Source organism: Streptomyces sp. NPDC000134 (assembly GCF_042899225.1).
GTDB lineage: Bacteria > Actinomycetota > Actinomycetes > Streptomycetales > Streptomycetaceae > Streptomyces.
Genome location: NZ_JBIAZN010000003.1, coordinates 1 through 25,723, shown reverse-complemented (window position 1 = coordinate 25,723; position 25,723 = coordinate 1). Strand labels below are relative to the sequence as shown.

The following is a 25,723-nucleotide window of genomic DNA, read 5'->3' as shown; positions in this document are numbered from 1 at the left end:
GAGGACGCGCTGTGAGCGCCTCAGCACACTAGTCCGAATCACAGGAACGACAGATCGACAGGCCAACGATTCGCCCGGTAGTACCAGTGCGTTCATCCGGACGTCGTTTTTGCTTCCTAAATTCTCCCGACATCCAACATCGCTTGGGAAAAAGCAGAAAAGAAGACCAGGAGTGCCATGACGAGGGTCCAGAACAGACGGTCACGTGCCGGTGGGGGTGAGCTGGACGACTGTCTGCGCGCCTGCGCCGTGCACAGCGGAAAGCTCGTCGGCAGTCTCGACCGCCGTCGTGTGGAACTCGCCGAGCAGTTGCGCAAGCTGCTCGTCGTGTGGGGCACCCACCGCATCGACGCGCCCGCCGCCGCCCCGTCCGGCGCCACCGCGCTGCTCAAGCGGGCCGTGAAGGGCGCCGCGACCCCCGTCGCCGGCACCGCCATCCCGAACGAGCTGCTGGACGCCCTGCTGGCGGTCGCCAACAAGGCGCTGCAGTGCGGGTACGACGACGAGCTGAACCTCGCCCTGGTGATCAGCGACACCGTGCTCGCCCAGCGGAAGAACTCCCGGGCCGGCTGGCGGCTGCGCGCCCGGCTGCTGGAGGCCCTCGGCGAGGAGACCGAAGCGGTCGAGGCGTACGAGAAGTACCTGGGCCTCACCGACGACGACGGCTTCGGTGTCCGCGCCCGCATCGCCGGTCTGCGCGGCGGCGCCGACAAGGAGCGCGAGCTGCTCGGCCTGCTGGCCCGGCAGTGCCCCGCCGCCCGCGACCACGCCCGCGGCGAGGCCACCGACGTCTGGGCCGAGGGCCTGGCCGCGCACGCCGCCGGCGACTGGGCCGCCGCCGAGCCGCGCCTGGTGGGCGCCCTGCTGATCCTCGCCGAGGAGGAGGCCCCGGTCGCCGACCGGCAGCAACTGCTCAGCCAGTACCTGGAGCTGCGCACGGCCGTCGACCACGACCTGACCGCCCTCACCCCGGTCCTCGGGCTCTACGCCGAACAGCGCCGCAGCCGGATGCGCGGCCCGGTCGCCGACCCGACCGTCGGGGGCGTGCGCTGGATCACCCTCGGCGAGTTCCGCAACCAGATCGCCGGCAAGTCGATCTGCCTGATCGCCAACTCCGGGCGGGTCGGCGCCAGTTCCATGGGCGCCGAGATCGACGCCTACGACCTGGTCGTGCGCTTCAACTCGTACAGGATCGACCCCAAGCACACCGGCAGCCGGACCGACATCCACGCCACCATCCACAAGCACGGCTTCAACTGGGACAAGCAGGTCACCACCCGGCTGGTCTTCGGCGGCATCTCCGGCGACTGGAAGTGGTCGCTGCGCAACCGCCTGGTCCCCGGCGCCCAGACGTACCTCGGCGACGAGTCGCTGCGCTGGCCGGTCCGCAACATCGGCCGCCTCGGCGCCGACGTCTGGTCCGGCATCCCGACCACCGGCTTCAACATGCTGTTCCTGCTGGACTTCCTGGACGTCAGCCCCAGGCTCGACCTGATCGGCTTCGACTTCTACGAGAGCGGCGCCTACCGCGTGCCCGAGGCGATGAAGCTGGCCATCACGTCCGTGCACGAATACACCAGCGAGAAGGAATGGGTCATGCAGCGGGCCCAGAGCGTGACCGACATGAGGATATCCCTGCGATGACGACGACCCTCTCCACGCCGGCCACCGCGATACCGGTGACGGCGGCCCACGACATCACCGGCAAGCGCCGCATCGCCTTCGCGTCCTACGTCGACGAGAACTACCTCCCCGGCTTCCTCGTCCTGCTGCGCAGCCTCGCCCTGTCCAACCCGAGCGTCTGCGAGGACTTCGTCGTCCTCTACGACGACCTGCGCCCCGGCTCCATCGCCAAGATCCACGCCCTGCACCCGCGGATCGTGCTGCGCCGGGTCGACGCCGAGCACTACGACTCGTACCAGAAGGGCGACCAGGACAACTACCTGGTCCGCAAGGCGTACTTCATCCTCGACGTCTTCCGCCTCCGCGAGTACGACACCGTCATCACCCTCGACACCGACATGGTCGTCCTCGGTGACCTGGGCGAACTGCTCAAGCTCCGCGAGGGCCTCGCGGCCGTCCCGCAGTTCTTCTACGGGCAGCACAAGCTGAACTCCGGACTCCTCGTCATCCAGCGCGAGTACCTGTCCGACGAGTTCTGCGCCAGGCTCGACGCCACCGGCCGCAGCGGCGACTACGAGCTGGACAAGCACGACCAGGGCATCCTCAACGCCGTCCTGGACGGCGACTTCGTCCGCCTCGACGCCCGCTACAACTTCGTCAAGCGGCGGCTCTCCGGTGACCTGCCGGTGCCGGAGGACACCGCGATCCTGCACTTCACCGGGCGGCACAAGCCCTGGCAGGGCGGCGAGTCCGGGTACTCCCAGGCGGAGGACCGCTGGCGCGAGTTCGAGATGTCCGACGCCGAGTTCCACGCCGCCTACCTCAACTCCTCCGGCGGCCTCCACCACGACCTGCTGGTGCACTTCGGCACCCCGCACGTCAAGCGCACCGGCAACGTCGAGTACGCCCGCAAGGTGGCCGCCGCGCACATCGCGGCCGGCGACTACCAGGACGCCGTCGACATCCTGTCCGGCGTGCGCGTCCCGCTGGACGAGGCATGGCCGCACGAGGTGCTCGGCCACGCCCTGATGAGCGTCTCCCGGTACGAGGAGGCCAAGGCCCAGTTGCTGCTGGCCACCGCCGCCCCCAACCGGGCCGCCACCGCCTACGCCCGGCTCGCCCAGATGGCCTGGGTGCACGGCGACAACGCCGAGGCGCTGAAGTACGCCACGGCCGGCCTCGCCGTCGACCCCACCCACCGCTCCAGCCGGCTGTGGGCGCAGCGCGCGGCCTCGGTGCCCGCGCAGGAGCTGGGCGCCCCCGAGGACCAGCTCGCGCACGTCGCGTTCTACATGGACCGGCAGGGCAACGCCGGTGACAAGCTGCTTCCGGAGACCGTACGGCTCGGTTTCGGCGCGGACACCACCAGCCGGCGCTGGCACCCCGTGCACGCCCACCGCTACTTCGACCGGGCGGCCCTGGAGCGGGTCAACGCCCGGCGCGGACTGGTCATCGGCGGTGGCGGCCTGTTCATCCCGGACACCATGCCCAACGGCAACAGCGCCTGGCAGTGGAACGTCCCCGACGAGCACCTGCGCGCCATCGACGTGCCGATCATGGTGTACGCGGTCGGGTTCAACGCCTTCGACGGGCAGTCCTACCGGGCCGGGCGGTTCCGGGAGAGCCTGCGGCTGCTGGTGGAGAAGTCCGCGTTCTTCGGGCTGCGCAACCACGGCTCGATCGCCAAGGTACGGGCCATGCTCCCCGCCCACCTCCAGGACAAGGTCCGCTTCCAGCCCTGCCCCACCACGGTCAGCCGCCAGTTGGTCCCCGGCTGGACCGACCCGTCGTACCGCGAGGACACCGTCCTGCTGAACGCGGCCTACGACCGGGCGGGCCTGCGCTTCGGGCACGACTACGGGCACTTCCTCGCCGAGATGGCCAAGGCGGTGCGGGCCATCGGCGCGCACACCGAGGTCCGCTGCGTGGCGCACTCGCTGGACGACGAGAAGATCGCCTTCGACCTGCGCCGCGAGCACGGCATCTCGCTGCCGGTGATCCCGATGTACGACTTCGACAACGACGAGATCCGCGACCTGTACGCCAAGACGCGGCTGGTCATCGGCATGCGCGGGCACGCCGGCATGATCCCGTTCGGGGTCGGCACGCCGATCGTCTCGCTGATCTCGCACCCGAAGATGGCGTACTTCCTGGCCGACATCGAGCGTCCCGAGTGGGGTGTCTCGGTGCACGACAGGAACCTGGGCGCGGTCCTCACCGAACGGGCGATCGACATCCTGGACCACCACGCGGCGACGGTCGCCGACGTCCACGAACGCCAGCAGAGCCTGTGGAAGGTCACGGAGTCCAACGCGGCGGACATCCGGGCGATCCTCGGCGCGTGACAAACGCCGTGCGCCCCCCGGCCGGCCGGGGGGCGCACGGCGTTCCGCCGTCCGTCAGCGGCCGACGGCCTTCTTCACCAGCTTGCCCAGCTTCGAGCCGCCCCCGTGCCGCTCCCGGTCCTCCTCGTACGCCTTGCGCAACTGCGCGAAGTGGTCGGCGCGGGTCCGGCTGAGGTACTCGTCGCCGGTCAGCGGCTTGGCGAGGGCCCAGGCCCGCTTGTGGTCACCGGCGTAGTGGGCGACGTACGCCTTGGCGAACTCCAGGACCGGCCTGAAGGGGATGCCGCCGGTGTGGTCGCGGTCGATCCGCTCCTGCACGGCCGAGATCAGCGCCAGCTTCTCGTCGACCGTGTAGGCGTCCTGGGCCATCGTGCGCAGCACCTCCTCGGGGATCGGGCGGACCACCTCGAAGGCGAGGGTGGAGCGGATCGGCGGCCCGGCGATCTCGATGTAGGGCAGCAGCGCGCCGGTGCTGTGGTGCAGCCACGGCAGCCGGGGCCCGGCGAAGTCCTGGTGCAGCACGACCGAGCCGGGCCGCAGCCTGGTCAGGAACCGCTCGGTGACGCAGCGGAAGACCCGGGGCGTCTTGGCGATGTCGATGTGCAGGAACTCCACCGGGCTGGTGTCGTGCGGGTCGGAGGTCTGCCACAGGTCCCCGGCGTGGATCTCCAGGAACGGCAGGAACGGCTCCAGGTGACGGCGGAAGTCGCCGAGGAAGGAGTTGTCGTCCTCGGGCCTGGTCCCGGCGGTGAAGAACTTCTCCGTGGCGAAGGTGCCCTTGCCGACCCGGAAGAAGTCGTAGGCGTGCAGCCTCCCGGTCCGTTCGTCGAAGACCGGGCTCTCCTTCAGCCCCAGCGCCAGCGCGTACGTCGAGCCGCCCCCGCCGGAGCCCAGTTCCACGATCCGGTCCCGGCCCGTCAGGTGATGGCGCCCCAGCAGGTAGAGGAACCGCAGCTCCCAGGTGCTGACCTGGGAGTAGGGGATCGTGTCCGGCAGGTGGACGTCGTCCAGGAGCGGGTAGAGCCGGCCGAGGTTCGTCATGGATGCCTCACGGGTTCGATGGCGCAAGAGAAAGACGGCATCCGCGATACTAGAGGTACGAACCTGTGTTCACCATGGATTGCATGGAGTAACCCGGCCTTTGACTTGCGTTTATGCGGTCGTCGTTCGCTGTTCACCGCCGGGCCCCGGCCCCGGGCTCAGCGGCGCACCACCCGGCGCTGCAGGCTGCGGGCCGTGCGGGCCACCCGGCGGACCGTCGCGTTGCGGGGCAGGAAGCCGAGCTGGGCCGGTACCCCGCCGGGCAGGCCCAGGGAGGTCAGGCGCTTCTTCTTGAAGTAGCGCCAGGTGCGCGCGTCCAGGCGGGCCGACAGATACCGCTCGGTCTCCGCGCGCAGGCCCGGGAGGATCTTCGGCTGCATGGTGAAGCCGACGGCGCGGACCAGGTCGGCGAGGTCCTCGGGGCCCATGACGCCGGTGCCGGCGGTGACGGCGGCCCGGTCGGTCAGGTCGGGCAGCAGCGCGTCGACGATGGTGACGGGCATCCGGTTGCTGTTCTCGAACGGCGACAGCCGGTCCAGCAGGGTGTCCGTGCCGATCCGGGCGACCGGCAGGCCGTACAGCGCGGACGCGGTGATCAGGGCCGTGGAGAAGCAGCCGACCACCAGCGCGGGGCGGGTGCGCTGGTAGAGGACCTCGGCGAGGACCGGTGTGCCCAGCACGGTGAGGTCGGCGCCGAGCCGCTCGGCCTCCTGCTCCAGCGTGCGGGTGAAGCGGGCCGGCGCGGTGGGGTGCGGCTTGAACACGATCCGCCTGTGGCCGAGTTCGACGGCGCCCTTCAGCATCCGTACGTGCAGGTCCTCCTCCTGCTCGGCGGAGAGGATGTTCAACGCCGACAGGTACTGGCCCAGCAGCAGCGCGGGCTCCTCGACCTCGGGCAGGTCCGCGCCGGTGTCGACCAGTTCGGCCAGCACCTTGGTGAAAGCGCCGGTCGGCACCACCTCGGGCTCGACGCCGAACTCGGTCAGCAGCAGCGGGCGCAGGCCCGGCACCAGGTCCAGGTGGAGCAGCCGCTCCACCCGCGTGCCGACCAGCGGGTCGATCTTGTTGCGGGTCGGCCCGTAGCTCATCAGGCCGTCCGCGTACACCGTGACCGGCGCGTCGGTGAGGATCTGCGCCACCCCGAGCGCCGGGTTGACCTGGATCGACTCCACCGCGAGCGCGATGTCGTCGTCCCCGATCCCCCAGGCCAGCCGCAGATACCGCTCCCACATCGGGACGTCGTCCGGGCGCGGCGCCCAGGCCCCCGGGTGGAACGGGAAGATCGCCTCGTTCCACGACACCACGTCGTCGAACCGGCCCCGCAGGTGCTCGAACCCCGGCATCGCGTCCACCGCCGGGGTGGTCTCCGGCGTCGTCGCGTTGTTCGACACCAGCAGCACCCGCCGGTCGGCCGGGGCGAAGCAGCCGGCGTCCAGGGCGGCGGCCAGCGTCGCGGTGCCGTACAGCGTGGACGCCATGAAGATCTGCGTGGTCACGCCGCCACCTCCGCGCCCTGCCCGGACCGGCGGCGCAGCCTGCGCAGCTTGGTGGCCCGCTCGGCGTCCATCGACGCCAGCGCGTCGTCGAGCACGTCCTGCGGCATCCGCCGCAGCGCGGCGGTGCTCATCGCCTTCAGTTTCCGGGCCACGGGAGCCTCGAACCTTTCGATGGAACCGAGATGGTGGGAGATGATCGCGCAGTACGTGCGCACCGCCTTCGGCAGCAGCGCCGCCGCCTCCGGATCGGCGGCGGTCTCGTCGATCACCTGGTCGAAGGCGCGGACGAAGTCGAGCTGCCGGGCGTCGCCGATCTGGGTGAGCGAGGAAGCGACCCCGCGCCGGTAGAAGACCCCGAGCAGGCTGGTCACGGCGAACGAGTCGGCCTCGCGGTGCAGCTTCCAGATCCACGGCCGGTCCTCGGCGGTGCGCAGCCCGTGGGTGAAGTGCAGCAGGCCGCGGTCGGCCAGCCTGCGGTGGTAGATGCCCGCCCAGGCGTAGGCGTAGTCGACGGAGGTGGTGCGGTGGGCGGGCAGGATCGCCCGGCGCGGGGGCAGCACCACGTTGCGGCGGCCGTGCGGCACCCGGTGCACCGACCTGGCCCGCGCCGTGCACTGCACATGGTCGGTACGGACGAAGTCGCAGCCCAGGTCCTCGATGGCGGCGACCAGCTTCTCGTAGTAGCCCGGGGCCAGCCAGTCGTCGCCGTCCAGGAACGTGAGGTACTCCCCGCGGGCCGCGTCGATACCGGTGTTCCGGGCGGTCGCCAGGCCGCCGTTCTCCTCGTGTCTGATCAGCACTGCCCCCGGCAGCTCGCGCTCCGCACGCGCGAGCAGGTCCGCGGTCCCGTCGGTGGAACGGTCGTCGACGAGAATGAATTCGAAGTCCGCGCGGGCGTTGGCGCGCAGACTGCGCAGGGCATCGGGGACGTATTGCCGCACGTTGTAGAACGGCACGATGACGGAGAGCTTGAGCACGTCACGGACGTTAGGCGGCGGCCCGGCACATCGCTTTACCCGCACCTTGATACCGGGTGAACGCCGTATGGCGAAGCCGTGACGCGAACACTTTTCCGAGCGTCCGACGAGCCGATTCTCCTTCCGGAGGGGTGCTGTTAACCGTTTGTTGTGTTCGGGTTGGGCCGGTCCTCTCCCTGGCTTCCTAGCGTCGTCGACGTGCCAGCAAGTGCAATCGAGCCCCTGCGGGTGGCGGTCCTCGCGGATTCCGACACCCGGTGGAAATGGGGCGCGCTCACCGCGAACCGCGTCGCCCCGCAGCGGGCCGGCCGGACGGACCTCCGTCTGGACGGCTATCTGCTGCGCGGCCGCGCCACCCCCACCCCCCGCCAGTTGCAGGAGGTCGGCGTGCACGCCGACTCCCTCGACGAGGTCACGGCGGTGGAGTTCCTGCGCGCCATGGACGAGAAGCCGTACGACATCGTGGTCCTCGCCCTGGTCGGCGGCGGCGTCCAGGCCGTGCTGCACGGGCTCGGCCGGGTCTGGGCCGACCGCACCGAGCGCCCCGTCGTCGTCACCGGATACGTCGGCGTCGTCTACGAGAAGCTCGCCGACGGCCTGCTGCTGCGGCACGGCGCCGACCTCGTCCTCGCCAACTCCCGCCAGGACGCGGACCGTTTCCGCGCCGTGTACGAAGGGGTCGGCGCCGACGCCGCCGCGGTCACCGAGGTCGCGCTGCCCTTCCTCGGCGGCGCCGCCTACACCGGCGAGCACGACCCGTACACCGTCGTCTTCGCCGCCCAGCCCTCCGTTCCCGACAGCCGCCGGGACCGTACGTACCTGCTGGACCGGCTGATCCGGCACGCCCGCAAGCACCCCGAGCGGCAGGTGCTGCTCAAGCTGCGCTCCAAACCCGGCGAGCACACCACCCACATCGAGGAACTGCCGTACCAGAAGCTGGTGCAGCGGGCCGATCCGCCGCCCAACTTCCAGCTCGTCTACGGGCACATGGGCGAGGTACTGGACCGCACCGACCTGCTGGTCACCGTCAGCTCCACGGCGGCCCTGGAGTCCCTGCACCGCCGTATCCCCACCGTCGTCCTCACCGACCTCGGGGTCCGCGAGGCGCTCGGCAACCACCACTTCGTCGGCTCCGGCTGCCTCGCCTCCTGGGACCAGCTCGACGCCGGCCACCGGCCCGCGCCCGACCCCGAGTGGGTCGCCCGGCAGGGCGTCGCCGCCGAGGGCGGGTCGTACGAGTCCGCCTTCGACGCCGCCCGGGAGCGCATCGCCAGGCTGCTCGACCGGCCCGGCGGCCTCCCCCCGCTCACCCCGTACTACACGCCCGTCACCGCCCCCGGCTACCTGCCCGGCATCCTCGCCCGGCACCACCTCGCCCCCGACGGCCACCCGCTGCCCGGCGCGCCCGCCGCCGACAAGGACCCCGGTCCGGTCCGGCAGATCGTGCGCCGCGCGGCCCGCGGCGCCTACCGGCACGGAGTGCAGCGCGTGGCGCCCGTCATCCGGCGGATGGGGGAGCTGTGACGGTCCCGGCCACCACCCCGCCCCCTGCCCCAGGAGCAGAACCCATGACCGACTCAGAAGCGGACCGCGGCGCGACGATGCGCCGGGTGCTCGCGGTGATCCCCGCGCGGGGCGGCTCCAAGGGCGTCCCCGCGAAGAACCTCGCCCCCGTCGGCGGCGTCCCGCTGGTGGCCCGCGCGGTCCGGGAGTGCGTCGCCGCCCGCCTGGTCACCGACGTGGTCGTCTCCACCGACGACCAGGCCATCGCCGCCGCCGCCCGCCAGGCCGGCGCCGAGGTGGTGCTGCGCCCCGCTGCCATCGCCGGGGACACCGCCACCTCCGAGGCCGCCGTGCTGCACGCCATGGACGCCCACGAGGCGCTGCACGGCGCCCCCGTCGACGTGGTCCTGCTCGTGCAGTGCACCAGCCCGTTCCTGATCCGCGAGGACATCGACGCGGTGGCCGCCGCCGTCGCCGAGAACGGCGCCGACAGCGCGGTCACCGTCGCCCCGTTCCACGGCTTCCTCTGGCGCGACGGCGACGACCCCGCCGAGGGCGGACACGGCGTCAACCACGACAAGTCCTACCGCCCCCGCCGCCAGGACCGCCCCCAGGACCTGCTGGAGACCGGCGCCGCCTACGCCATGGCCGCGCCCGGCTTCCGCGAGCACCGGCACCGCTTCTTCGGCCGCACCGAACCGGTGCGCACCGACCCCGCCCGCGTCCTGGAGATCGACGACCCGCACGACCTGGCCCGCGCCCGCGCGCTCGCCCCCCTGCTCGACGCCGACCTCCCCCACTCTCGGCTCCGCTCGAGCGGGGGGACCCCCATCGGCGCGCTGCCCGCCGCCGGCGACATCGACGCGGTCGTGCTCGACTTCGACGGCACCCAGACCGACGACCGGGTGCTGATCGACTCCGACGGACGGGAGTTCGTCGCCGTGCACCGCGGCGACGGCCTCGGCATCGCCGCCCTGCGCCGCTCGGGCCTGCGGATGCTGATCCTGTCCACCGAGCAGAACCCGGTCGTCGCCGCCCGCGCCCGCAAGCTGGGGCTGCCGGTGCTGCACGGCGTCGACCGCAAGGACCTCGCCCTCAAGCAGTGGTGCGAGGACCAGGGCATCGCCCCCGAGCGCGTGCTCTACGTCGGCAACGACGTCAACGACCTCCCGTGCTTCGCCCTCGTCGGCTGGCCCGTGGCGGTCGCCGGCGCCCATGACGTCGTCCGCGGCGCCGCCCGCGCGGTCACCACCGTCCCCGGTGGCGACGGCGCGATCCGGGAGATCGCCGGCTGGCTCCTCGGACCCTCGCTCGACTCTCTCGCCCCCCTCACCAAGTAAGGACCCTCCTGCCATGAGCACCAACTCCCGCCTGCGCACCTTCGGTTCCAAGACCGCCGGCCCGGGTCGGCCCGTGTACATCACCGGTGAGATCGGCATCAACCACAACGGCGAGCTGGAGAACGCCTTCAAGCTGATCGACGTGGCCGCCGAGGCCGGCTGCGACGCCGTCAAGTTCCAGAAGCGCACTCCGGAGATCTGCACCCCGCGCGACCAGTGGGACATCGAGCGCGACACCCCCTGGGGCCGGATGACCTACATCGACTACCGCCACCGCGTGGAGTTCGGCGAGGACGAGTACCGCCAGATCGACGCGTACTGCAAGGAGAAGGGGATCGACTGGTTCGCCTCCCCGTGGGACACCGAGGCCGTCGCCTTCCTGGAGAAGTTCGACGTCCCCGCCCACAAGGTGGCCAGCGCCTCGCTGACCGACGACGAACTGCTGCGCGCCCTGCGCGCCACCGGCCGCACGGTCATCCTCTCCACCGGCATGTCCACCCCCAAGCAGATCCGGCACGCGGTCGAGGTCCTGGGCAGCGACAACATCCTGCTCTGCCACGCCACGTCGACCTACCCGGCCAAGGCCGAGGAGCTGAACCTGCGGGTCATCAACACCCTCCAGCAGGAGTACCCGAACGTCCCGATCGGCTACTCCGGCCACGAGACCGGCCTGCAGACCACCCTGGCCGCCGTCGCCCTCGGCGCCACCTTCGTCGAGCGCCACATCACCCTCGACCGCGCCATGTGGGGCTCCGACCAGGCCGCCTCCGTCGAGCCCCAGGGCCTGACCCGCCTGGTCCGCGACATCCGCACCATCGAGGCGTCCCTCGGCGACGGCGTCAAGAAGGTCTACGACTCCGAGCTGGGCCCGATGAAGAAGCTGCGCCGCGTCACCGGCGTGGTCGCCGAGGCGGAGATCGCCGCGGCGGCGGGCGAGCCCGTCACCGTCTGACCCCACCCCACCCCACCACCCCACGACGGGACGGTCGTACGCCGATGAGCCCTCGCGCCGGGAAGCCCGGCCCCCACACTCTCGCCTTCGTCGAGAGTCCGGTACAGCTTCTGAACGTACTGGAGTGGGCGCACACCCGTGCTCCCTGGACGGGGCTCACCCTCGTCGTGCTGTCCCCCGTGGACCCGATGACCCGGGGCCAGCTCCGCCGCATGTCGGAGCTGGCCCGCGAAGACGGACACGAGGTCCGCTGGGAGGAGGCGCGGGGCGGGACCTCGGCGCCCTTCCGCACCGTCGGGGGCCTGGCGGCGCTGCTCCGCCGCGCCCGCCGGATCGTCATGGGAGACCCGTTCTCCCGCTACGTACAACTGCTGCTGACCATCACCCGGGCCCGCGAGCTGGTCGTCGTCGACGACGGCACGGCCACGATGGAGTTCGTCGGGCAGCTCGCCCGGGGCGAACGCCTGGTCCGCTGGCACCGCAAGGGCAGCCGGCCCGGCGCCCGCGACCTCCTGTTCGCCCCCGTGTCGTCCTCGGCCCGCCGCCGCCTCACCCCCGCCGGGGGCCGCCAGGTCGAGATCTTCTCCTCCATGCCGATCGCCGAGGTCCCCGACGGCGTCACCGTCACCGCCCACGACTTCGCCTGGACCCGGTCCCGCTTCGGCCCGCCCCGCATCACCAAGGGCGCCGACATGGTGGGCACCTCCCTGGTGGAGACCGGGGTCGTGGACGCCGAGCGCTATCTGGACGCCGTCCGCACCCTCGCCAAGACCCACGGCGCCACCCGCTACTTCGCCCACCGCCGGGAGAGCACCGAGAAACTCCACCGGCTCGCCGTCGAGACCGGCCTGGAGGTCGTCCGCCCCGACCTGCCCCTGGAGCTGATCGCCCGGCGCGGCCCGGTCGGCCGCACCATCCTCAGCTTCCCCTCCACGGTCGTCCACACCCTCCCCCTCGCCCTGGCCGGCACCGACGTCACCGTCGCCGTCTGCGACATCGACCCCGCCTGGCTCACCCGCTCCGCCTCGCCCCGCGCCTCCGGCTTCCTCTCCGGCGTCACCGACTCCGCCCGCGGCGTGGAACGCCTCCTGGCGGTCCCCGGCACCTGAGCGGCCCGCACCGCGAAAGCCCCCGCTGACCTGCCCGACAGTTGGACGTCGGGCGCGTAGGGGCGGTGATCCGTGGTATCCGTGAGGTGGGCGGGCGCCGCTCGGCGGTCCCGCCCGCGCTCGTGCGGAAGCGTGCGAGCCTACCCAGTTGTCCCGACGCGTATGCGTCCGGCGGCCGTATTTTCTTCGCCTGACGGGCTGAAGTTTTGTTGATCTCGGGACAGTTGGCCGTCCGGGCGTCCTACCCTTCAGAGGGTGAAGCCACTGATGTCACTGGAGTCCGAAGTCGCCGCCCCCGGGGAGACCGCGCTGCCCGGCACGCTGCCGCAGGCGCTGCGCGAGGAGCTGGTGGAGTTCCGCCGCGACCTCCACATGCACCCCGAGCTGGGCAACCAGGAGTTCCGCACCACCGCCGCGATCAAGGAGCGGCTGGAGCGGGCCGGGCTCAAGCCCCGGGTGCTCTCCGCGGGGACCGGGCTCATCTGCGACATCGGCGCCGACCCGGGGGAGCCCGGCGGCGGCGCCCCGATGCTCGCGCTGCGGGCCGACATCGACGCCCTGCCCATCCCGGACACCAAGAGCGAGTGCGCCTACCGCTCGACCGTGCCCGACCGCGCGCACGCCTGCGGGCACGACGTCCACACCACCGTCCTGCTGGGCGCCGGCCTGGTCCTGGCCGCCCTGCACGAGCGGGGCCTGCTGCCGCGTCCGGTGCGGCTGGTGTTCCAGCCCGCGGAGGAGGTGCTGCCCGGCGGCGCCACCGACGCCATCGACGACGGCGCGCTGGAGGGCGTGCGGCGCATCCTGGCGGTGCACTGCGACCCCCGGGTGGACGCCGGGCGGATCGGGCTGCGCGAGGGCCCCATCACTTCCGCCTGCGACCGCATGGAGATCGCCCTGGGCGGCCCCGGCGGCCACACCGCCCGCCCCCACCTCACCACCGACCTGGTCACCGCCGCCGCCCGGGTCGTCACCGACGTGCCCGCGCTGGTCGGCCGGCGCGTCGACTCCCGCAGCGGACTGGCGATCACCTGGGGCCGTATCGATTCCGGCCACGCCCCCAACGTCATCCCGCAGCACGCCGAACTCGCCGGGACCGTGCGCTGCCTCGACCTCGACGCCTGGCGGCAGGCCCCGGACATCGTGGTCGCCGCCATCGACGAGGTGGCCAACCTGCACCGCGCCAAGTCGGAGATCACCTACGTGCGCGGCGTCCCGCCCGTGGTCAACGAGGCGACCAGCACCGACCTGCTCCGCGAGGCGATGACCGCGCGGCGCGGCGCCGACGCGGTGGAGGGCACCGAGCAGAGCCTGGGCGGCGAGGACTTCTCCTGGTACCTGGAGCGGGTGCCCGGCGCCATGGCCCGGCTCGGCGTCCGCCCGCCCGGCGAGCGCGCCGTCCGCGACCTGCACCAGGGCGACTTCGACGTGGACGAGTACGCCATCACCGTCGGCGTCGAACTCTTCACCGCCGCCGCCCTCCTCGACGCCGCCCGCTGACCCCCGGGGTGCCTCCGGGCACCCCTTTCCGCCCCCTTCACGACGGTGGTTCACAGGGCCGTAACCGGCCAGCGGCACGAATGGGTAACGGCCCCGCGGAACCCCGTTCCCAGGAGTGTCTACGCGCGTTAATGTGCGCCGAACCGGGCGCCCGCTGCGGGGTTTTGGAGAATGGGGAACTTCACATGCGTCGGACATCGAGACTGACCCGCGTCGCGGTGGGGGCCGCGTCGCTCGCCCTCGCCGCCACCGCCTGCGGCGGCACCAGCAGCGAGAACGGCGGCGACGACGGCAAGGACAAGGGCCTCGCCCTCGCGTACGACATCGGCGGGCGCGGCGACCAGTCCTTCAACGACGCCGCGTTCGCGGGCCTGGAGCAGGCGAAGAAGGAGTTCGGCTACGAGACGCAGGACATCGAGCCGACCGAGGGCGAGACGGACGCCGACAAGGAGCAGCGCCTCGCCGCGCTGGCCAAGCAGGGCTACGACCCGGTGATCGGCGTCGGCTTCGCCTACGGTCCGGCGATGAAGGCCGTCGCCGCCAAGTACCCGGACACCACCTTCGGCATCGTGGACTCCGTGGTCGAGGGCAAGAACGTCGCCTCCCTCGTCTTCGCCGAGAACGAGGCGTCCTACCTGGCCGGTGTCGCCGCCGCCAAGGCCACCAAGACCAAGGTCGTCGGGTTCGTGGGCGGCGTGGACGTCCCCCTGATCCACAAGTTCCAGGCCGGCTACGAGCAGGGCGTGAAGGACACCGACCCCAAGGTCAAGGTGATTCCGCAGTACCTGACGCAGACCGCGGAGGAGGGCGGCTTCTCCAGCCCCGACAAGGGCAAGGCCGCCGCCGAGGGCCAGATCGAGAAGAAGGCCGACGTGGTGTACCAGGCGGCCGGGCTGTCCGGGCAGGGCGTGATCGAGGCCGCCGCGACCGCCAAGGTGTGGGCGATCGGCGTCGACTCCGACCAGTACCGGCAGGAGGCCCTCGCCAAGTACAAGGACTCCATCCTCACCTCCGCCCTGAAGGACATCGACGGCGCGGTGTACGCCCTGGCCAAGTCGGTCGAGGACGGCAAGCCGCTGAGCGGCACCCACACCTTCGACCTGAAGTCCGAGGGCGTGGGCCTGTCCGAGAGCAACCCGAAGTACGCCGAGGTCGCCGGCCTGAAGGACGCCGTGGCCAAGGCCGAGGCGGGCATCATCGACGGCTCGATCAAGGTCCGCACCGAGCCGTAGACCGTACGGGCGATACCGGTACGAAGCGGGCGGGCGCACCGGCCCCCGCCCGCTTCGCCGTACCCGGCCCCGCGTCACCCACAGCCACACCGCGTTTGCACCCGGCAAGGGCCCGGCCGTGACCCGCGACACCTTGGCCACAGGGGGATAACAAGGTGGACAGAAGGGGTTTTCAGGCAGGTCTACGCGCGTTAATCTGCGGCGAAGCCAGCGCCGAAGCCGAACCGTCCGGCGCTTGTACGACAGGAGCACCACACATGCGCCGGATTTCCCGGATCACGGTCGCAGGCGCAGCGACCGCCTCCCTGGCCCTCGCCCTCGCCGCCTGCGGTGGTACCTCGACCTCTTCCGACTCCTCGGAGTCCAAGGGCGACAAGGGTCTCGCGATCGCGTACGACGTCGGCGGCAAGGGCGACCAGTCCTTCAACGACGCCGCCTTCGCCGGCCTGGAGCAGGCGAAGAAGGAGTTCAAGTACGAGACGGCGGACATCGAGCCCACCGACGGTGAGACCGACGCCGACAAGCAGCAGCGCCTGGAGTCCCTGGCCAAGCAGGGCTACGACCCGATCGTCGGCGTGGGCTACGCGTACGCCGCCGCCGTCAAGGGTGCCGCGGAGAAGTTCCCCGACACCACTTTCGGCATCGTCGACGACTCCACCATCGAGGCGAAGAACGTCGCCGACCTGGTCTTCTCCGAGGAGCAGGCGTCGTACCTGGCCGGTGTCGCCGCCGCCAAGAGCACCAAGACCAAGGTCGTCGGCTTCGTGGGCGGTGTGGACAACCCGCTGATCCACAAGTTCCAGGCCGGCTACGAGCAGGGCGTGAAGGACACCGACCCCAAGGTCAAGGTGATCCCGCAGTACCTGACGCAGACCGCGGAGGAGGGCGGCTTCTCCAGCCCCGACAAGGGCAAGACGGCCGCCGAGGGCCAGATCGAGAAGAAGGCCGACGTCGTCTACGCGGCGGCCGGCCTGTCCGGCCAGGGCGTGATCGAGGCCGCCGCCGCCAACAAGGTGTGGGCGATCGGTGTCGACTCCGACCAGTACCAGCAGGAAGCCCTCGCCAAGTACAAGGACTCGATCCTGACCTCGGCGATGAAGGACGTCGCCAAGGCGGTCTACAACCTCGCGAAGTCGGTCGAGGACGGCAAGCCGGAGACCGGTATCGTTCGGGGCGATCTGCAGAGCGGCGAGGTGAGCCTGTCGAACTCCAACCCGAAGTTCGCGGACGACACCGCGCTCCAGCAAGCCCTGAAGACGGCCAAGGAGAAGATCGTCAGCGGCGAGATCAAGGTCAAGTCGAGCTGATCGGGCAGTTGCCGGTCGGCGTGCAAGCGCGGTCGCGCGGACGCTCGGCGGGGCACGGGAGGGACGCCTTCCCGTGCCCCGTCCGAGCAGGTGCGCCACCGCTTTCGATGCCGTAGGGGCGCTACGCGCGTAGACGGCCCCCGTCCCCAGGAGTGTGCGCCATCAACGCGTCCAGCAGCCCTCCGGCCGGAGCGGCGGTCAACGGATCGGTGACCGCCGTCGAACTGGCCGGGATCACCAAGCGCTTCCCCGGCGTCGTGGCCAACCACGACATCCACCTCACCGTCCGCAAGGGCACCGTCCACGCCCTGGTCGGCGAGAACGGCGCCGGCAAGTCGACCCTGATGAAGATCCTCTACGGCATGCAGAAGCCGGACGAGGGCACCATCGCGATCGACGGCGAGCAGGTCTCCTTCTCGTCCCCGGCCGACGCCATCGCCCGCGGCATCGGCATGGTCCACCAGCACTTCATGCTCGCCGACAACCTCACGGTCCTGGAGAACGTGGTCCTCGGCAGCGAGAAGCTGTACGGCATCGGCGGCAGGGCCCGCCGCAAGATCAAGGAGATCTCCGAGCGCTACGGCCTCGACGTCCGCCCCGACCTGCTGGTCGAGGAACTCGGCGTCGCCGCCCGCCAGCGCGTGGAGATCCTCAAGGTCCTCTACCGCGGCGCCCGCACCCTCATCCTGGACGAGCCGACGGCCGTCCTGGTGCCGCAGGAGGTGGACGCCCTCTTCGCCAACCTGCGCGAGCTGAAGTCGGAGGGCCTGTCCGTCATCTTCATCTCGCACAAGCTGGGCGAGGTCCTCTCCGTCGCCGACGACATCACCGTCATCCGGCGCGGCACCACGGTCGGCACGGCCGTCCCGTCCGAGACCTCCCCCCGTCAGTTGGCCGAGATGATGGTCGGCAGCGAACTGCCCACCCCCGAGACGGCCGAGTCCACGGTCACCGACCGCCCGGTCCTCAGCGTCGAGAAGCTGCGCCTGACCGCGCCCGGCGGCAAGGCCCTCCTGGACGACGTCACCTTCACCATCCACGCCGGCGAGGTGCTCGGCATCGCGGGCGTCGAGGGCAACGGCCAGACCGAACTGGTCGACGCGCTCATCGGCCTGAGGGCCGCCGACTCCGGCACCATCCGCCTGGCCGACGAGGAGATCACCGCCTGGTCCACGCGCAAGCGCCGCGAACAGGGCGTCGGCTACATCCCCGAGGACCGCCACCGCCACGGCCTGCTGCTGGAAGCGCCGCTGTGGGAGAACCGCATCCTCGGCCATGTCACCGAGCGGCCCAACGCCAAGGGCGTCTGGCTGAACCCGAAGGCGGCCCAGGAGGACACCCGCCGGATCGTCGAGACCTACGACGTCCGCACCCCCGGCATCGACGTCACCGCCGCCTCGCTGTCCGGCGGCAACCAGCAGAAGCTGATCGTCGGCCGTGAGATGAGCCACCGGCCGCGCTTCCTGATCGCCGCCCACCCCACCCGGGGCGTGGACGTGGGCGCCCAGGCCGCGATCTGGGACCACATCCGCGAGGCCCGCCGGGAGGGCCTGGCCGTGCTGCTGATCTCCGCCGACCTGGACGAGCTGATCGGCCTGTCCGACACGCTGCGGGTGATCTACGACGGCCGGCTCGTCGCGGACGCCGACCCGGCCGCCATCACCCCGGAGGAGCTGGGCTCGGCGATGACGGGCGCGGCCACCGGCCACCTGGAGCACGAAGCAAACGACGAGCCCGGGGAAGACGAGGCCCGCTGATGAAGAAGTTCGACAAGGAGCGCGTGCTCCTCGCGGTGGCCGGACCGGTCATCGCGCTCGCCGTGGCCTTCGTGCTCAGCGCGATCGTGCTGATCGCGCTGATCTCCGCCGACCTGGACGAGCTGATCGGCCTGTCCGACACGCTGCGGGTGATCTACGACGGCCGGCTCGTCGCGGACGCCGACCCGGCCGCCATCACCCCGGAGGAGCTGGGCTCGGCGATGACGGGCGCGGCCACCGGCCACCTGGAGCACGAAGCAAACGACGAGCCCGGGGAAGACGAGGCCCGCTGATGAAGAAGTTCGACAAGGAGCGCGTGCTCCTCGCGGTGGCCGGACCGGTCATCGCGCTCGCCGTGGCCTTCGTGCTCAGCGCGATCGTGCTGATCGCCTCGGGCAAGAACCCCGTCGAACCGTTCGCCTTGATGTTCGAGCAGGCCGGGTTCTCCGACATCCAGGTACTGATCATCAACCAGGCGTCGATGTACTACATCGCCGCCCTGGCGGTGGCCATCGGCTTCCGGATGAACCTGTTCAACATCGGCGTGGACGGCCAGTACCAGCTCGGCGCCATGATGGCCGCGATCGTCGGCGTCCACGCCGACCTCCCCGCGTTCCTCCAGATCCCGCTGCTGCTGCTGACCGCCGTCCTCACCGGCGCCTTCTGGTCCGGCATCGCCGGCGTCCTGAAGATCACCCGCGGGGTCAGCGAGGTGGTCGCGACGATCATGCTGAACTCCATCGCCACCGCCGTCATCGGCTACCTGTGGCTGCCCGACGTCTTCGGCGTCAAGGTCGGCAACAACAACACCACCGGCGAGATGCACGACTCCGGCTGGGTCCCCGGCATCGACATGGGCGCGGCCGGCGAGGTCTACGGCCTGGTGATCCTCGCCGTGCTGCTCGGCATCGGCTACTGGGTCGTCCTCAACCGCACCCGCTTCGGCTTCGACCTGCGCGCCTCCGGTGCCTCCGAGACCGCCGCCGCGGCCAGCGGCGTCGACCCCAAGCGGATGGTCCTCACCGCCATGCTGATCTCCGGCGGCCTCGCCGGACTCGCGGGCCTGCCCATCCTGCTCGGCGGCACCCACACCTACAGCCTCAACTTCCCGACCGGCATCGGCTTCCTCGGCATCGGCATCGCCCTGCTCGGCCGCAACAGCCCCGTCGGCATCGCCTTCGCCGCCCTGCTGTGGGCCTGGCTCGACAAGGCCAGCCCCGAGCTGGACTTCCACGGCTACGACAAGGAGATCGCGGTCATCATGCAGGGCCTGATCGTCCTCTCCGTGGTCGTCTCCTACGAGGCCGTCCGCGAGTGGGGCCTGCGCCGCCAGCAGCGCCGGGTCGGCGCCGAACTGGCCGCCGGTCACGTCCTGGGCGCCACCGACAACACCACGAAGGAGGTGGCTGGCCGATGACCACCGCGACCGACCTCAACCAGCCCACGCTGCAGCCCGCGGCGCCCACCGGCCGCCGCATGTCCGTGCCGGTGCTGCTCCTGGTCATCGCCGGGGCCCTGGCGCTGACCTCGCTGGTCCGCATCATCACCGGCGCCGACGGCATCACCAACGTCAGCCAGATGTCCACCGCCCTCCAGCTCGCCGTCCCGATCGGCCTGGCGGGCCTCGGCGGCCTGTGGGCCGAGCGGGCGGGCGTGGTCAACATCGGCCTCGAAGGCATGATGATCCTCGGCACCTGGTTCGGCGCCTGGGCCGGCTTCCAGTGGGGTCCCTGGACCGGTGTCCTGGTCGGGATCATCGGCGGCGCGATCGGCGGTGTCCTGCACGCCATCGTGACGATCACCTTCAACGTCAACCACATCGTCTCCGGCGTCGCCCTCAACATCCTCGCCCTCGGCGCCACCCGCTACCTCGCGCCGCTGGCCTTCGAGGGCCACCAGGGCGGCTCCGCCAAGCAGTCCCCGCCGGTGGACTCCCTCGGCCACTTCACCATCCCCGGGCTGTCCGACGGCCTGAAGTCCCTCAACGAGCACGGCTGGTTCCTCGTCTCGGACATCGCCGGCCTCCTCGGCGGCCTGGTCACCGACGTCTCCTGGCTCACCCTGATCGCCGTCGCCCTGATCCCCGCGACCTGGTGGGTCCTGTGGCGCACGCCGTTCGGCCTGCGGCTGCGCTCCTGCGGCGAGAACCCGGTCGCCGCCGAGTCCCTCGGCGTCAACGTCTACAAGTACAAGTACCTCGCCGTGATCATCTCCGGCGGCCTGGCCGGGCTCGGCGGCGTCTTCCTCTCCATCGTCGCCAACCCCTTCTACCTGGAGGGCCAGACCAGCGGCCGCGGCTACATCGGCCTCGCGGCGATGATCTTCGGCAACTGGATGCCGGGCGGCCTCGCCATCGGCGCCGGCCTGTTCGGCTACACCGACAGCCTCAACCTGCGCGGCGGCTCCGCCAACGTGCACGCCCTGCTGCTGCTCGGCGCGCTGCTGCTGCTGGCCGGCGCGATCTGGCTCGCGGTCCGCAAGAAGTACGTCAAGGCCGTGGTCACCCTGGTGGTCGGCGCGCTGGTGTTCGCCTGGTACGCGGGCACACACGAGGTCCCCAACCAGGTCGTCTCCGCCACGCCGTACGTCGTCACCCTCGTCGTCCTCGCCCTGTCCGCGCAGCGCCTGCGGATGCCGAAGGCGGACGGGATGCCGTACCGGAAGGGGCAGGGCAAGTGAGCGGCGCCGACTGGGAGTCGCTGCGCGCGGCGGCCCGGGACGCCATGTCCCGGGCGTACGCCCCCTACTCCGGCTACCCGGTCGGGGCCGCCGCCCTGGTGGACGACGGCCGCACGGTCACCGGCTGCAACGTGGAGAACGCCAGCTACGGCCTGGGCCTGTGCGCCGAGTGCGGTCTGGTCTCCCAGATGCAGGCGACCGGCGGCGGCCGGCTGACCCACTTCACCTGCGTCGACGGCCACGGCGAGATCCTCGTCCCGTGCGGCCGCTGCCGGCAGTTGCTGTACGAGTTCGGCGGCCCGGACCTGCTCCTGGAGACCCCGGAGGGGGTCCTGCCGCTGTCCCGGATGCTCCCGCAGGCCTTCGGCCCCGACCACCTCACCAAGTAAGGAACGCCCGTCATGGCCATGGACGTCATCTCCGTCATCCGCACCAAGCGGGACCGCGGCGAACTCAGCGACGAGCAGATCGACTGGGTCATCGACGCGTACACCCGCGCGGAGGTGGCCGACGAGCAGATGTCGGCGCTGGCGATGGCCATCCTGCTCAACGGCATGAACCGGCGCGAGATCGCCCGCTGGACGGCCGCGATGATCGCCTCGGGCGAGCGGATGGACTTCTCCTCGCTGTCCCGCCCGACCGCCGACAAGCACTCCACCGGCGGCGTCGGCGACAAGATCACGCTGCCGCTGGCGCCCCTGGTCGCGGCCTGCGGGGCCGCGGTCCCGCAGCTCAGCGGCCGGGGCCTCGGCCACACCGGCGGCACCCTGGACAAGCTGGAGTCCATCCCCGGCTGGCGGGCGCTGCTCTCCAACGCGCAGATGCTGGACGTCCTGGACACCACCGGCGCGGTGATCTGCGCGGCCGGCGACGGCCTGGCCCCGGCCGACAAGAAGCTGTACGCGCTGCGGGACGTGACCGGCACGGTCGAGGCGATCCCGCTGATCGCCTCCTCGATCATGTCCAAGAAGATCGCGGAGGGGACCGGGTCCCTGGTCCTGGACGTGAAGACGGGCAGCGGCGCCTTCATGAAGACCGTCGAGGACGCCCGCGAACTGGCGGAGACGATGGTCGGCCTGGGCACCGACCACGGCGTGCGGACGGTCGCGCTGCTCACCGACATGTCCACCCCGCTCGGCCTGACCGCGGGCAACGCCCTGGAGGTCCGCGAGTCCGTCGAGGTCCTCGCGGGCGGCGGCCCGGCGGACGTCGTCGAACTGACCCTCGCGCTGGCCCGCGAGATGCTCGACGCGGCCGGCATCCAGGACGCCGACCCGGCCAGGGCCCTGGCCGACGGCTCAGCGATGGACGTCTGGCGCCGCATGATCGCCGCCCAGGGCGGCGACCCGGACGCGCCCCTGCCCACGTCGAAGGAGCAGCACGTGGTGACGGCGGACGCCTCCGGCGTCCTGACCCGCCTGGACGCCTACGCCATCGGCGTCGCCGCCTGGCGCCTCGGCGCGGGCCGGGCCCGCAAGGAGGACCCGGTGCAGGCGGCGGCGGGCGTCGAACTGCACGCCAAGCCCGGCGACGAGGTCACCGCGGGTCGGCCCCTGCTGACCCTGCACACGGACACGCCGGAACGCTTCGCGTACGCCCTGGAGGCGGTGGCGGACTCGTACGACATCGCCCCGGCCGGTACGGAGTTCAGCGCCTCGCCGGTGGTCCTGGAGCGCATCGCCTGACCTGGGGATTGCTCGATCGGGTGAACGGGATCGGTGGACCCCCGCCGGTCCCGTTCGGCATGCTGGTATCGGTGACGACCGAATGGAGACCGCCATGAGCGCACTCACCGTCGACCACTTGTCAGCCGACGGCCGCGAGTGGGACGGGCTCGTCCGGATCTGGGAAGGCACGGACGCTCCCGAAGGGTGCAAGGTGGAGATCATCGAGGGGATCGTCACCGTGTCACCACCCCCGTCCAACGTCCACAACGACATCGCCGACCTCGTACATCGCAGCCTGTACGCGGTGATCACCAAGGACCGAGGGGTCTACCAGACCTTGGGAACGGCCGTTCCGTCCCGTGGCGGTCTCTTCATCCCGGACATTGCTGTGGTGCCGAAGGCGGCGCTGAGGAGGGACCCGCACGGTTACGTCCCCGCCTCCGCGGTCGAACTGGCTGTGGAGATCACCTCCAGGTCCAACGCGCACAACGACCGCCTCAAGAAAGCCGTCGGCTACGCGCAGGCCGGGGTGCCGCTCTATCTGCTGATCGATGGCTGGGCCCCCGGCGGACCGACGATCACGCTGTACGGCGAACCGCAGGGCGACGTCTACCGCACCCTGCACGCGGGCAAGTTCGGGGACCCGGTCGGCCTGGCCGAGCCTTTCGGGCTGACCCTGGACACCAGCGAGTTCCCCGAACCCTGAGTTACCCCAGCACCGCCGCCACCGCCACCAGCACCGGGACCGCCGCCACCGTCGACACCAGGACGGCGTCCCGGGCCAGCCGTTCGGCGACGCCGTACTGACTGGCGTAGGTGTAGAGGTTCTGCGCGGCCGGCAGGGCCGAGGTCACCACCACGTCCAGCAACCGGTCGCCGCGCAGGCCGAAGACCCCCGCCGCCAGTGCCCAGGCCAGCACCGGCTGGCCCACCGTCTTCAGGGCGACCGCGAGCAGCACCGGGTGCCGGTCCGCGCCCCGCAGCGGCATCGTGCTCCCGCACAGGGAGATGCCGAAGGCCAGCAGCACGGCGGGTACGGACATGTTGCCGATCAGCGTCAGCGGGTCCAGGACCGGGGCGGGCACCCGCAGCCCGGACGCGGCGACGGCGACCCCGGCCAGCGAGCCCAGGGCTATCGGATTGCGCAGCGGGGTCAGCAGCCGCCGCCACAGCGGGCCGTCCCGGCCGTCCGCGCCGCTCAGGTCGAGGACCGTCAGCGCCACCGGCGTGATCAGCACGAGCTGGAACAGCAGCACCGGCGCCACCAGCGAGGCGTCCCCGAGGACGTACACGGCGATCGGGATGCCCAGGTTGCCCGAGTTGACGTACCCGGAGCACAGGGCGCCGATCGTGGTCCGGCCCACGCCCCAGCGGCGGGCCGTGCCGACCGCGACGAAGACACCGGCCACCGCGAACGTGCTCAGCGCGGTCACCAGCAACCTGCTGGAGAACACCACCGACAGATCGGCGCCCGCCAGCGTGGTGAACAGCAGGGCGGGCGAGGCCACGTGGAAGGCGAGCCGGGTCAGCACCTCGCGCCCGTGCTCGCCGAGGTGTCCGCCCCGGCCGAGCAGCCAGCCGACGCCGATGACGACCGCGATCACCGCGAAGCCGGTCAGCACCCCCTGCACGGCACCTCCCGGGCGGCGGGAACGGCGTCGGACGGCACGGCGGGACGGGATGCGTGGCACATGCAGCAAACCCTCGGGTGCGGGGTGTGCGCAGGTCAAACCCGGCCCCGGCGATGAGTTCCGCGCCCGCCCCCGGTCTACCGCACGTGGATGCCCTGACACCCGCCGTACTCGTGCTGCCGGGGAGTGTCTCCCGAGGGGAGACGCCCCGGCTCTGCGACGAGGTGCGCGCGCTGCTGGAGAGGACCGGGGCCGGGGTCGTGATCTGCGACGTCGGCGGGCTGGGACCGGGACCGCCGGGCCTGGAGACGGTCGAGCTGCTGGCCAGGCTCCAGCTCACCGCCCGGCGGTCCGGCGGCCTGATCCGGCTGCGCGCCCCCGCCCCCGCCCTACGCGCCCTGCTCGACCTGGCCGGCCTCCCCGTCGAGGTGGAGCGGCAGTCCGAACAGCGGGAACCACCGCCGGGTGTCGAGGAAGCAGTGGAATCCGGTGATCCGGCCGGCTGAGATCTCCAGCACCTGGATCGCCCAGGGCGTGAAGCCGCCCGCCTCCGGGTCCGGCTTGTAGTGCGCGAAGGCCGGCAGCCCGTTGGCCCGGGTGGGCAGCAGCCGGGACCCCGCGCAGGACGCGCCGAGCGTCGTCATGAACCCGGTGATGTCCGACGGCCCGGCCAGCCACAGGTCGAACGGCGGCATCGTCATGACCGCGTCCTCGTGCAGCAGCGCGGTCAGCGCCGTCATGTCGTAGCCCTCGAAGGCCGCGACATAGCGCTCCAGCAGCTTCTGCTGCTCCTCGTCCAGCGGGTCCGACACCGCCCCCGCGGCCTCCCGGTCCGGCTGCTCGGCGAGGGTGGCGCGGGCCCGCTGCAGGGCGCTGTTCACCGACGCGACCGAGGTGCCGAGCAGCTCGGCGACCTCACTGGCCCGCCAGGCCAGCACCTCGCGCAGGATGAGCACCGCCCGCTGTTTGGGCGGCAGTTGCTGGAGGGCGGCCATGAAGGCCAGGCGCACCGACTCCTTGGCGATCGCGGCCTGGGCCGGGTCCTCGGCGGCGGGCAGCACGCGGGCGTCCGGCACCGGCTCCAGCCAGGTGTTGTCCGGGCGGGGGGACAGGGCGGCGCGGGCCAGCGGCGTCGACTCGGTCAGGTCCATCGGCCGGGCCCGCTTGTTGCCCGCGGACAGCATGTCCAGGCAGACGTTGGTCGCGATCCGGTAGAGCCAGGAGCGCAGACTGGACCGGCCCTCGAACTTCCCGTAGCTCCGCCAGGCGCGGACCAGGGTGTCCTGGACCGCGTCCTCGGCCTCGAAGGAGGAGCCGAGCATCCGGTAGCAGTACCCGGTCAGTTCGACCCGGTGCTTCTCCAGCGCGGAGTCCAGCTCCGCCGTCGCCGTGCCGTCCGTCATCGTCCACCCACCCCTGTGGCCCTCCGTCGCGCGTGGTCGCGCCTCGCACTCCGGAAGCTACCGCAGGGCACTGACATTGATGCTGATACTCGGGTTCCGGCGGCCGTGACTCGGGCACTGACTGACGCCCTGCTGGGCTGTCTTCGCGTTGGTCTGTCCGG

21 protein-coding genes and 1 pseudogene are annotated in these 25,723 nt (G+C 71.5%); 17 read left to right on the top strand and 5 right to left on the bottom strand.

Annotated features, from left to right (window positions below; genetic code table 11):
• Positions 1 to 177: 177 nt before the first annotated feature.
• The gene (locus tag ACFY32_RS04865; RefSeq protein ID WP_359188837.1) at positions 178 to 1,644 is read left to right on the top strand and encodes a glycosyltransferase family 29 protein; all 1,467 of its coding nucleotides are present in this window, start codon (positions 178 to 180) and stop codon (positions 1,642 to 1,644) included.
• A complete protein-coding gene (locus tag ACFY32_RS04860; protein WP_359188833.1) occupies positions 1,641 to 3,968 on the top strand; it encodes a glycosyltransferase in 2,328 nt (775 codons plus the stop codon). The genes ACFY32_RS04865 and ACFY32_RS04860 overlap by 4 nt, the downstream gene beginning before the upstream one ends.
• Before the next feature lie 54 nt (positions 3,969 to 4,022).
• On the opposite strand, the gene ACFY32_RS04855 is transcribed toward ACFY32_RS04860, so the two are convergent.
• From ACFY32_RS04855 to ACFY32_RS04845, 3 genes are all read right to left on the bottom strand, one after another.
• Positions 4,023 to 5,009, bottom strand: a complete 987-nt coding sequence (locus ACFY32_RS04855) for a hypothetical protein (protein ID WP_390673428.1) — start codon at positions 5,007 to 5,009, stop codon at positions 4,023 to 4,025.
• 158 nt (positions 5,010 to 5,167) lie between these two features.
• Positions 5,168 to 6,505, bottom strand: a complete 1,338-nt coding sequence (locus tag ACFY32_RS04850; protein WP_390673427.1) for a polysialyltransferase family glycosyltransferase — start codon at positions 6,503 to 6,505, stop codon at positions 5,168 to 5,170.
• The gene (locus tag ACFY32_RS04845; RefSeq protein ID WP_359188825.1) at positions 6,502 to 7,482 is read right to left on the bottom strand and encodes a glycosyltransferase family 2 protein; all 981 of its coding nucleotides are present in this window, start codon (positions 7,480 to 7,482) and stop codon (positions 6,502 to 6,504) included. Before ACFY32_RS04845 ends, ACFY32_RS04850 begins: the two co-directional genes overlap by 4 nt.
• A gap of 198 nt (positions 7,483 to 7,680) precedes the next feature.
• On the opposite strand from ACFY32_RS04845, the gene ACFY32_RS04840 reads away from it, so the two are divergent.
• From ACFY32_RS04840 to ACFY32_RS04775, 14 genes and pseudogenes are all read left to right on the top strand, one after another.
• Positions 7,681 to 9,006 (top strand): DUF6716 putative glycosyltransferase, encoded by a 1,326-nt coding sequence (locus ACFY32_RS04840; protein WP_390673426.1) that lies wholly within the window; start codon positions 7,681 to 7,683, stop codon positions 9,004 to 9,006.
• A gap of 44 nt (positions 9,007 to 9,050) precedes the next feature.
• Entirely contained in the window at positions 9,051 to 10,325 is a 1,275-nt protein-coding gene (locus ACFY32_RS04835) for an N-acylneuraminate cytidylyltransferase (RefSeq protein ID WP_359188819.1), read from the top strand.
• A gap of 13 nt (positions 10,326 to 10,338) precedes the next feature.
• Positions 10,339 to 11,277 carry an N-acetylneuraminate synthase family protein gene (locus ACFY32_RS04830; RefSeq protein ID WP_359188816.1) on the top strand — a complete coding sequence of 313 codons (939 nt, stop codon included), beginning with the start codon at positions 10,339 to 10,341 and terminating at the stop codon, positions 11,275 to 11,277.
• 44 nt (positions 11,278 to 11,321) lie between these two features.
• On the top strand, positions 11,322 to 12,386 hold the full coding sequence (locus tag ACFY32_RS04825) for a hypothetical protein (RefSeq protein WP_359188813.1): 1,065 nt from the start codon (positions 11,322 to 11,324) through the stop codon (positions 12,384 to 12,386).
• Between the two features lie 267 nt (positions 12,387 to 12,653).
• Positions 12,654 to 13,886 (top strand): M20 family metallopeptidase, encoded by a 1,233-nt coding sequence (locus tag ACFY32_RS04820; protein ID WP_359189804.1) that lies wholly within the window; start codon positions 12,654 to 12,656, stop codon positions 13,884 to 13,886.
• 185 nt (positions 13,887 to 14,071) lie between these two features.
• On the top strand, positions 14,072 to 15,118 hold the full coding sequence (locus ACFY32_RS04815; RefSeq protein ID WP_359188811.1) for a BMP family ABC transporter substrate-binding protein: 1,047 nt from the start codon (positions 14,072 to 14,074) through the stop codon (positions 15,116 to 15,118).
• 257 nt (positions 15,119 to 15,375) lie between these two features.
• Entirely contained in the window at positions 15,376 to 16,425 is a 1,050-nt protein-coding gene (locus tag ACFY32_RS04810; protein ID WP_359188808.1) for a BMP family ABC transporter substrate-binding protein, read from the top strand.
• Positions 16,426 to 16,634: 209 nt separating this feature from the next.
• Positions 16,635 to 18,182: an ABC transporter ATP-binding protein gene (locus ACFY32_RS04805; RefSeq protein ID WP_359188805.1), complete on the top strand. Its 1,548-nt coding sequence runs from the start codon at positions 16,635 to 16,637 to the stop codon at positions 18,180 to 18,182.
• Positions 18,183 to 18,280: 98 nt separating this feature from the next.
• A pseudogene (locus ACFY32_RS04800) lies at positions 18,281 to 18,475 on the top strand (heme ABC transporter ATP-binding protein); the annotation flags it as partial.
• Entirely contained in the window at positions 18,475 to 19,599 is a 1,125-nt protein-coding gene (locus tag ACFY32_RS04795) for an ABC transporter permease (RefSeq protein WP_359188802.1), read from the top strand. The pseudogene ACFY32_RS04800 and the gene ACFY32_RS04795, both read left to right, overlap by 1 nt.
• Positions 19,596 to 20,861: an ABC transporter permease gene (locus ACFY32_RS04790; RefSeq protein ID WP_359188799.1), complete on the top strand. Its 1,266-nt coding sequence runs from the start codon at positions 19,596 to 19,598 to the stop codon at positions 20,859 to 20,861. The genes ACFY32_RS04795 and ACFY32_RS04790 overlap by 4 nt, the downstream gene beginning before the upstream one ends.
• The gene (locus ACFY32_RS04785; RefSeq protein ID WP_359188796.1) at positions 20,858 to 21,250 is read left to right on the top strand and encodes a cytidine deaminase; all 393 of its coding nucleotides are present in this window, start codon (positions 20,858 to 20,860) and stop codon (positions 21,248 to 21,250) included. Before ACFY32_RS04790 ends, ACFY32_RS04785 begins: the two co-directional genes overlap by 4 nt.
• A gap of 12 nt (positions 21,251 to 21,262) precedes the next feature.
• Positions 21,263 to 22,546 (top strand): thymidine phosphorylase, encoded by a 1,284-nt coding sequence (locus tag ACFY32_RS04780; protein ID WP_359188793.1) that lies wholly within the window; start codon positions 21,263 to 21,265, stop codon positions 22,544 to 22,546.
• Between the two features lie 94 nt (positions 22,547 to 22,640).
• The gene (locus ACFY32_RS04775; protein WP_359188790.1) at positions 22,641 to 23,234 is read left to right on the top strand and encodes a Uma2 family endonuclease; all 594 of its coding nucleotides are present in this window, start codon (positions 22,641 to 22,643) and stop codon (positions 23,232 to 23,234) included.
• Between the two features lies 1 nt (position 23,235).
• On the opposite strand, the gene ACFY32_RS04770 is transcribed toward ACFY32_RS04775, so the two are convergent.
• A complete protein-coding gene (locus ACFY32_RS04770; protein WP_359188787.1) occupies positions 23,236 to 24,159 on the bottom strand; it encodes an AEC family transporter in 924 nt (307 codons plus the stop codon).
• Positions 24,160 to 24,272: 113 nt separating this feature from the next.
• Here ACFY32_RS04770 and ACFY32_RS04765 point away from each other — a divergent pair, with 113 nt between their 5' ends.
• Entirely contained in the window at positions 24,273 to 24,665 is a 393-nt protein-coding gene (locus ACFY32_RS04765) for an STAS domain-containing protein (RefSeq protein WP_390673603.1), read from the top strand.
• On the opposite strand, the gene ACFY32_RS04760 is transcribed toward ACFY32_RS04765, so the two are convergent.
• Positions 24,549 to 25,562, bottom strand: coding sequence for a sigma-70 family RNA polymerase sigma factor (locus ACFY32_RS04760; protein ID WP_359188785.1), 1,014 nt, complete (start codon positions 25,560 to 25,562; stop codon positions 24,549 to 24,551). The genes ACFY32_RS04765 and ACFY32_RS04760 overlap by 117 nt on opposite strands.
• Positions 25,563 to 25,723: the final 161 nt, after the last annotated feature.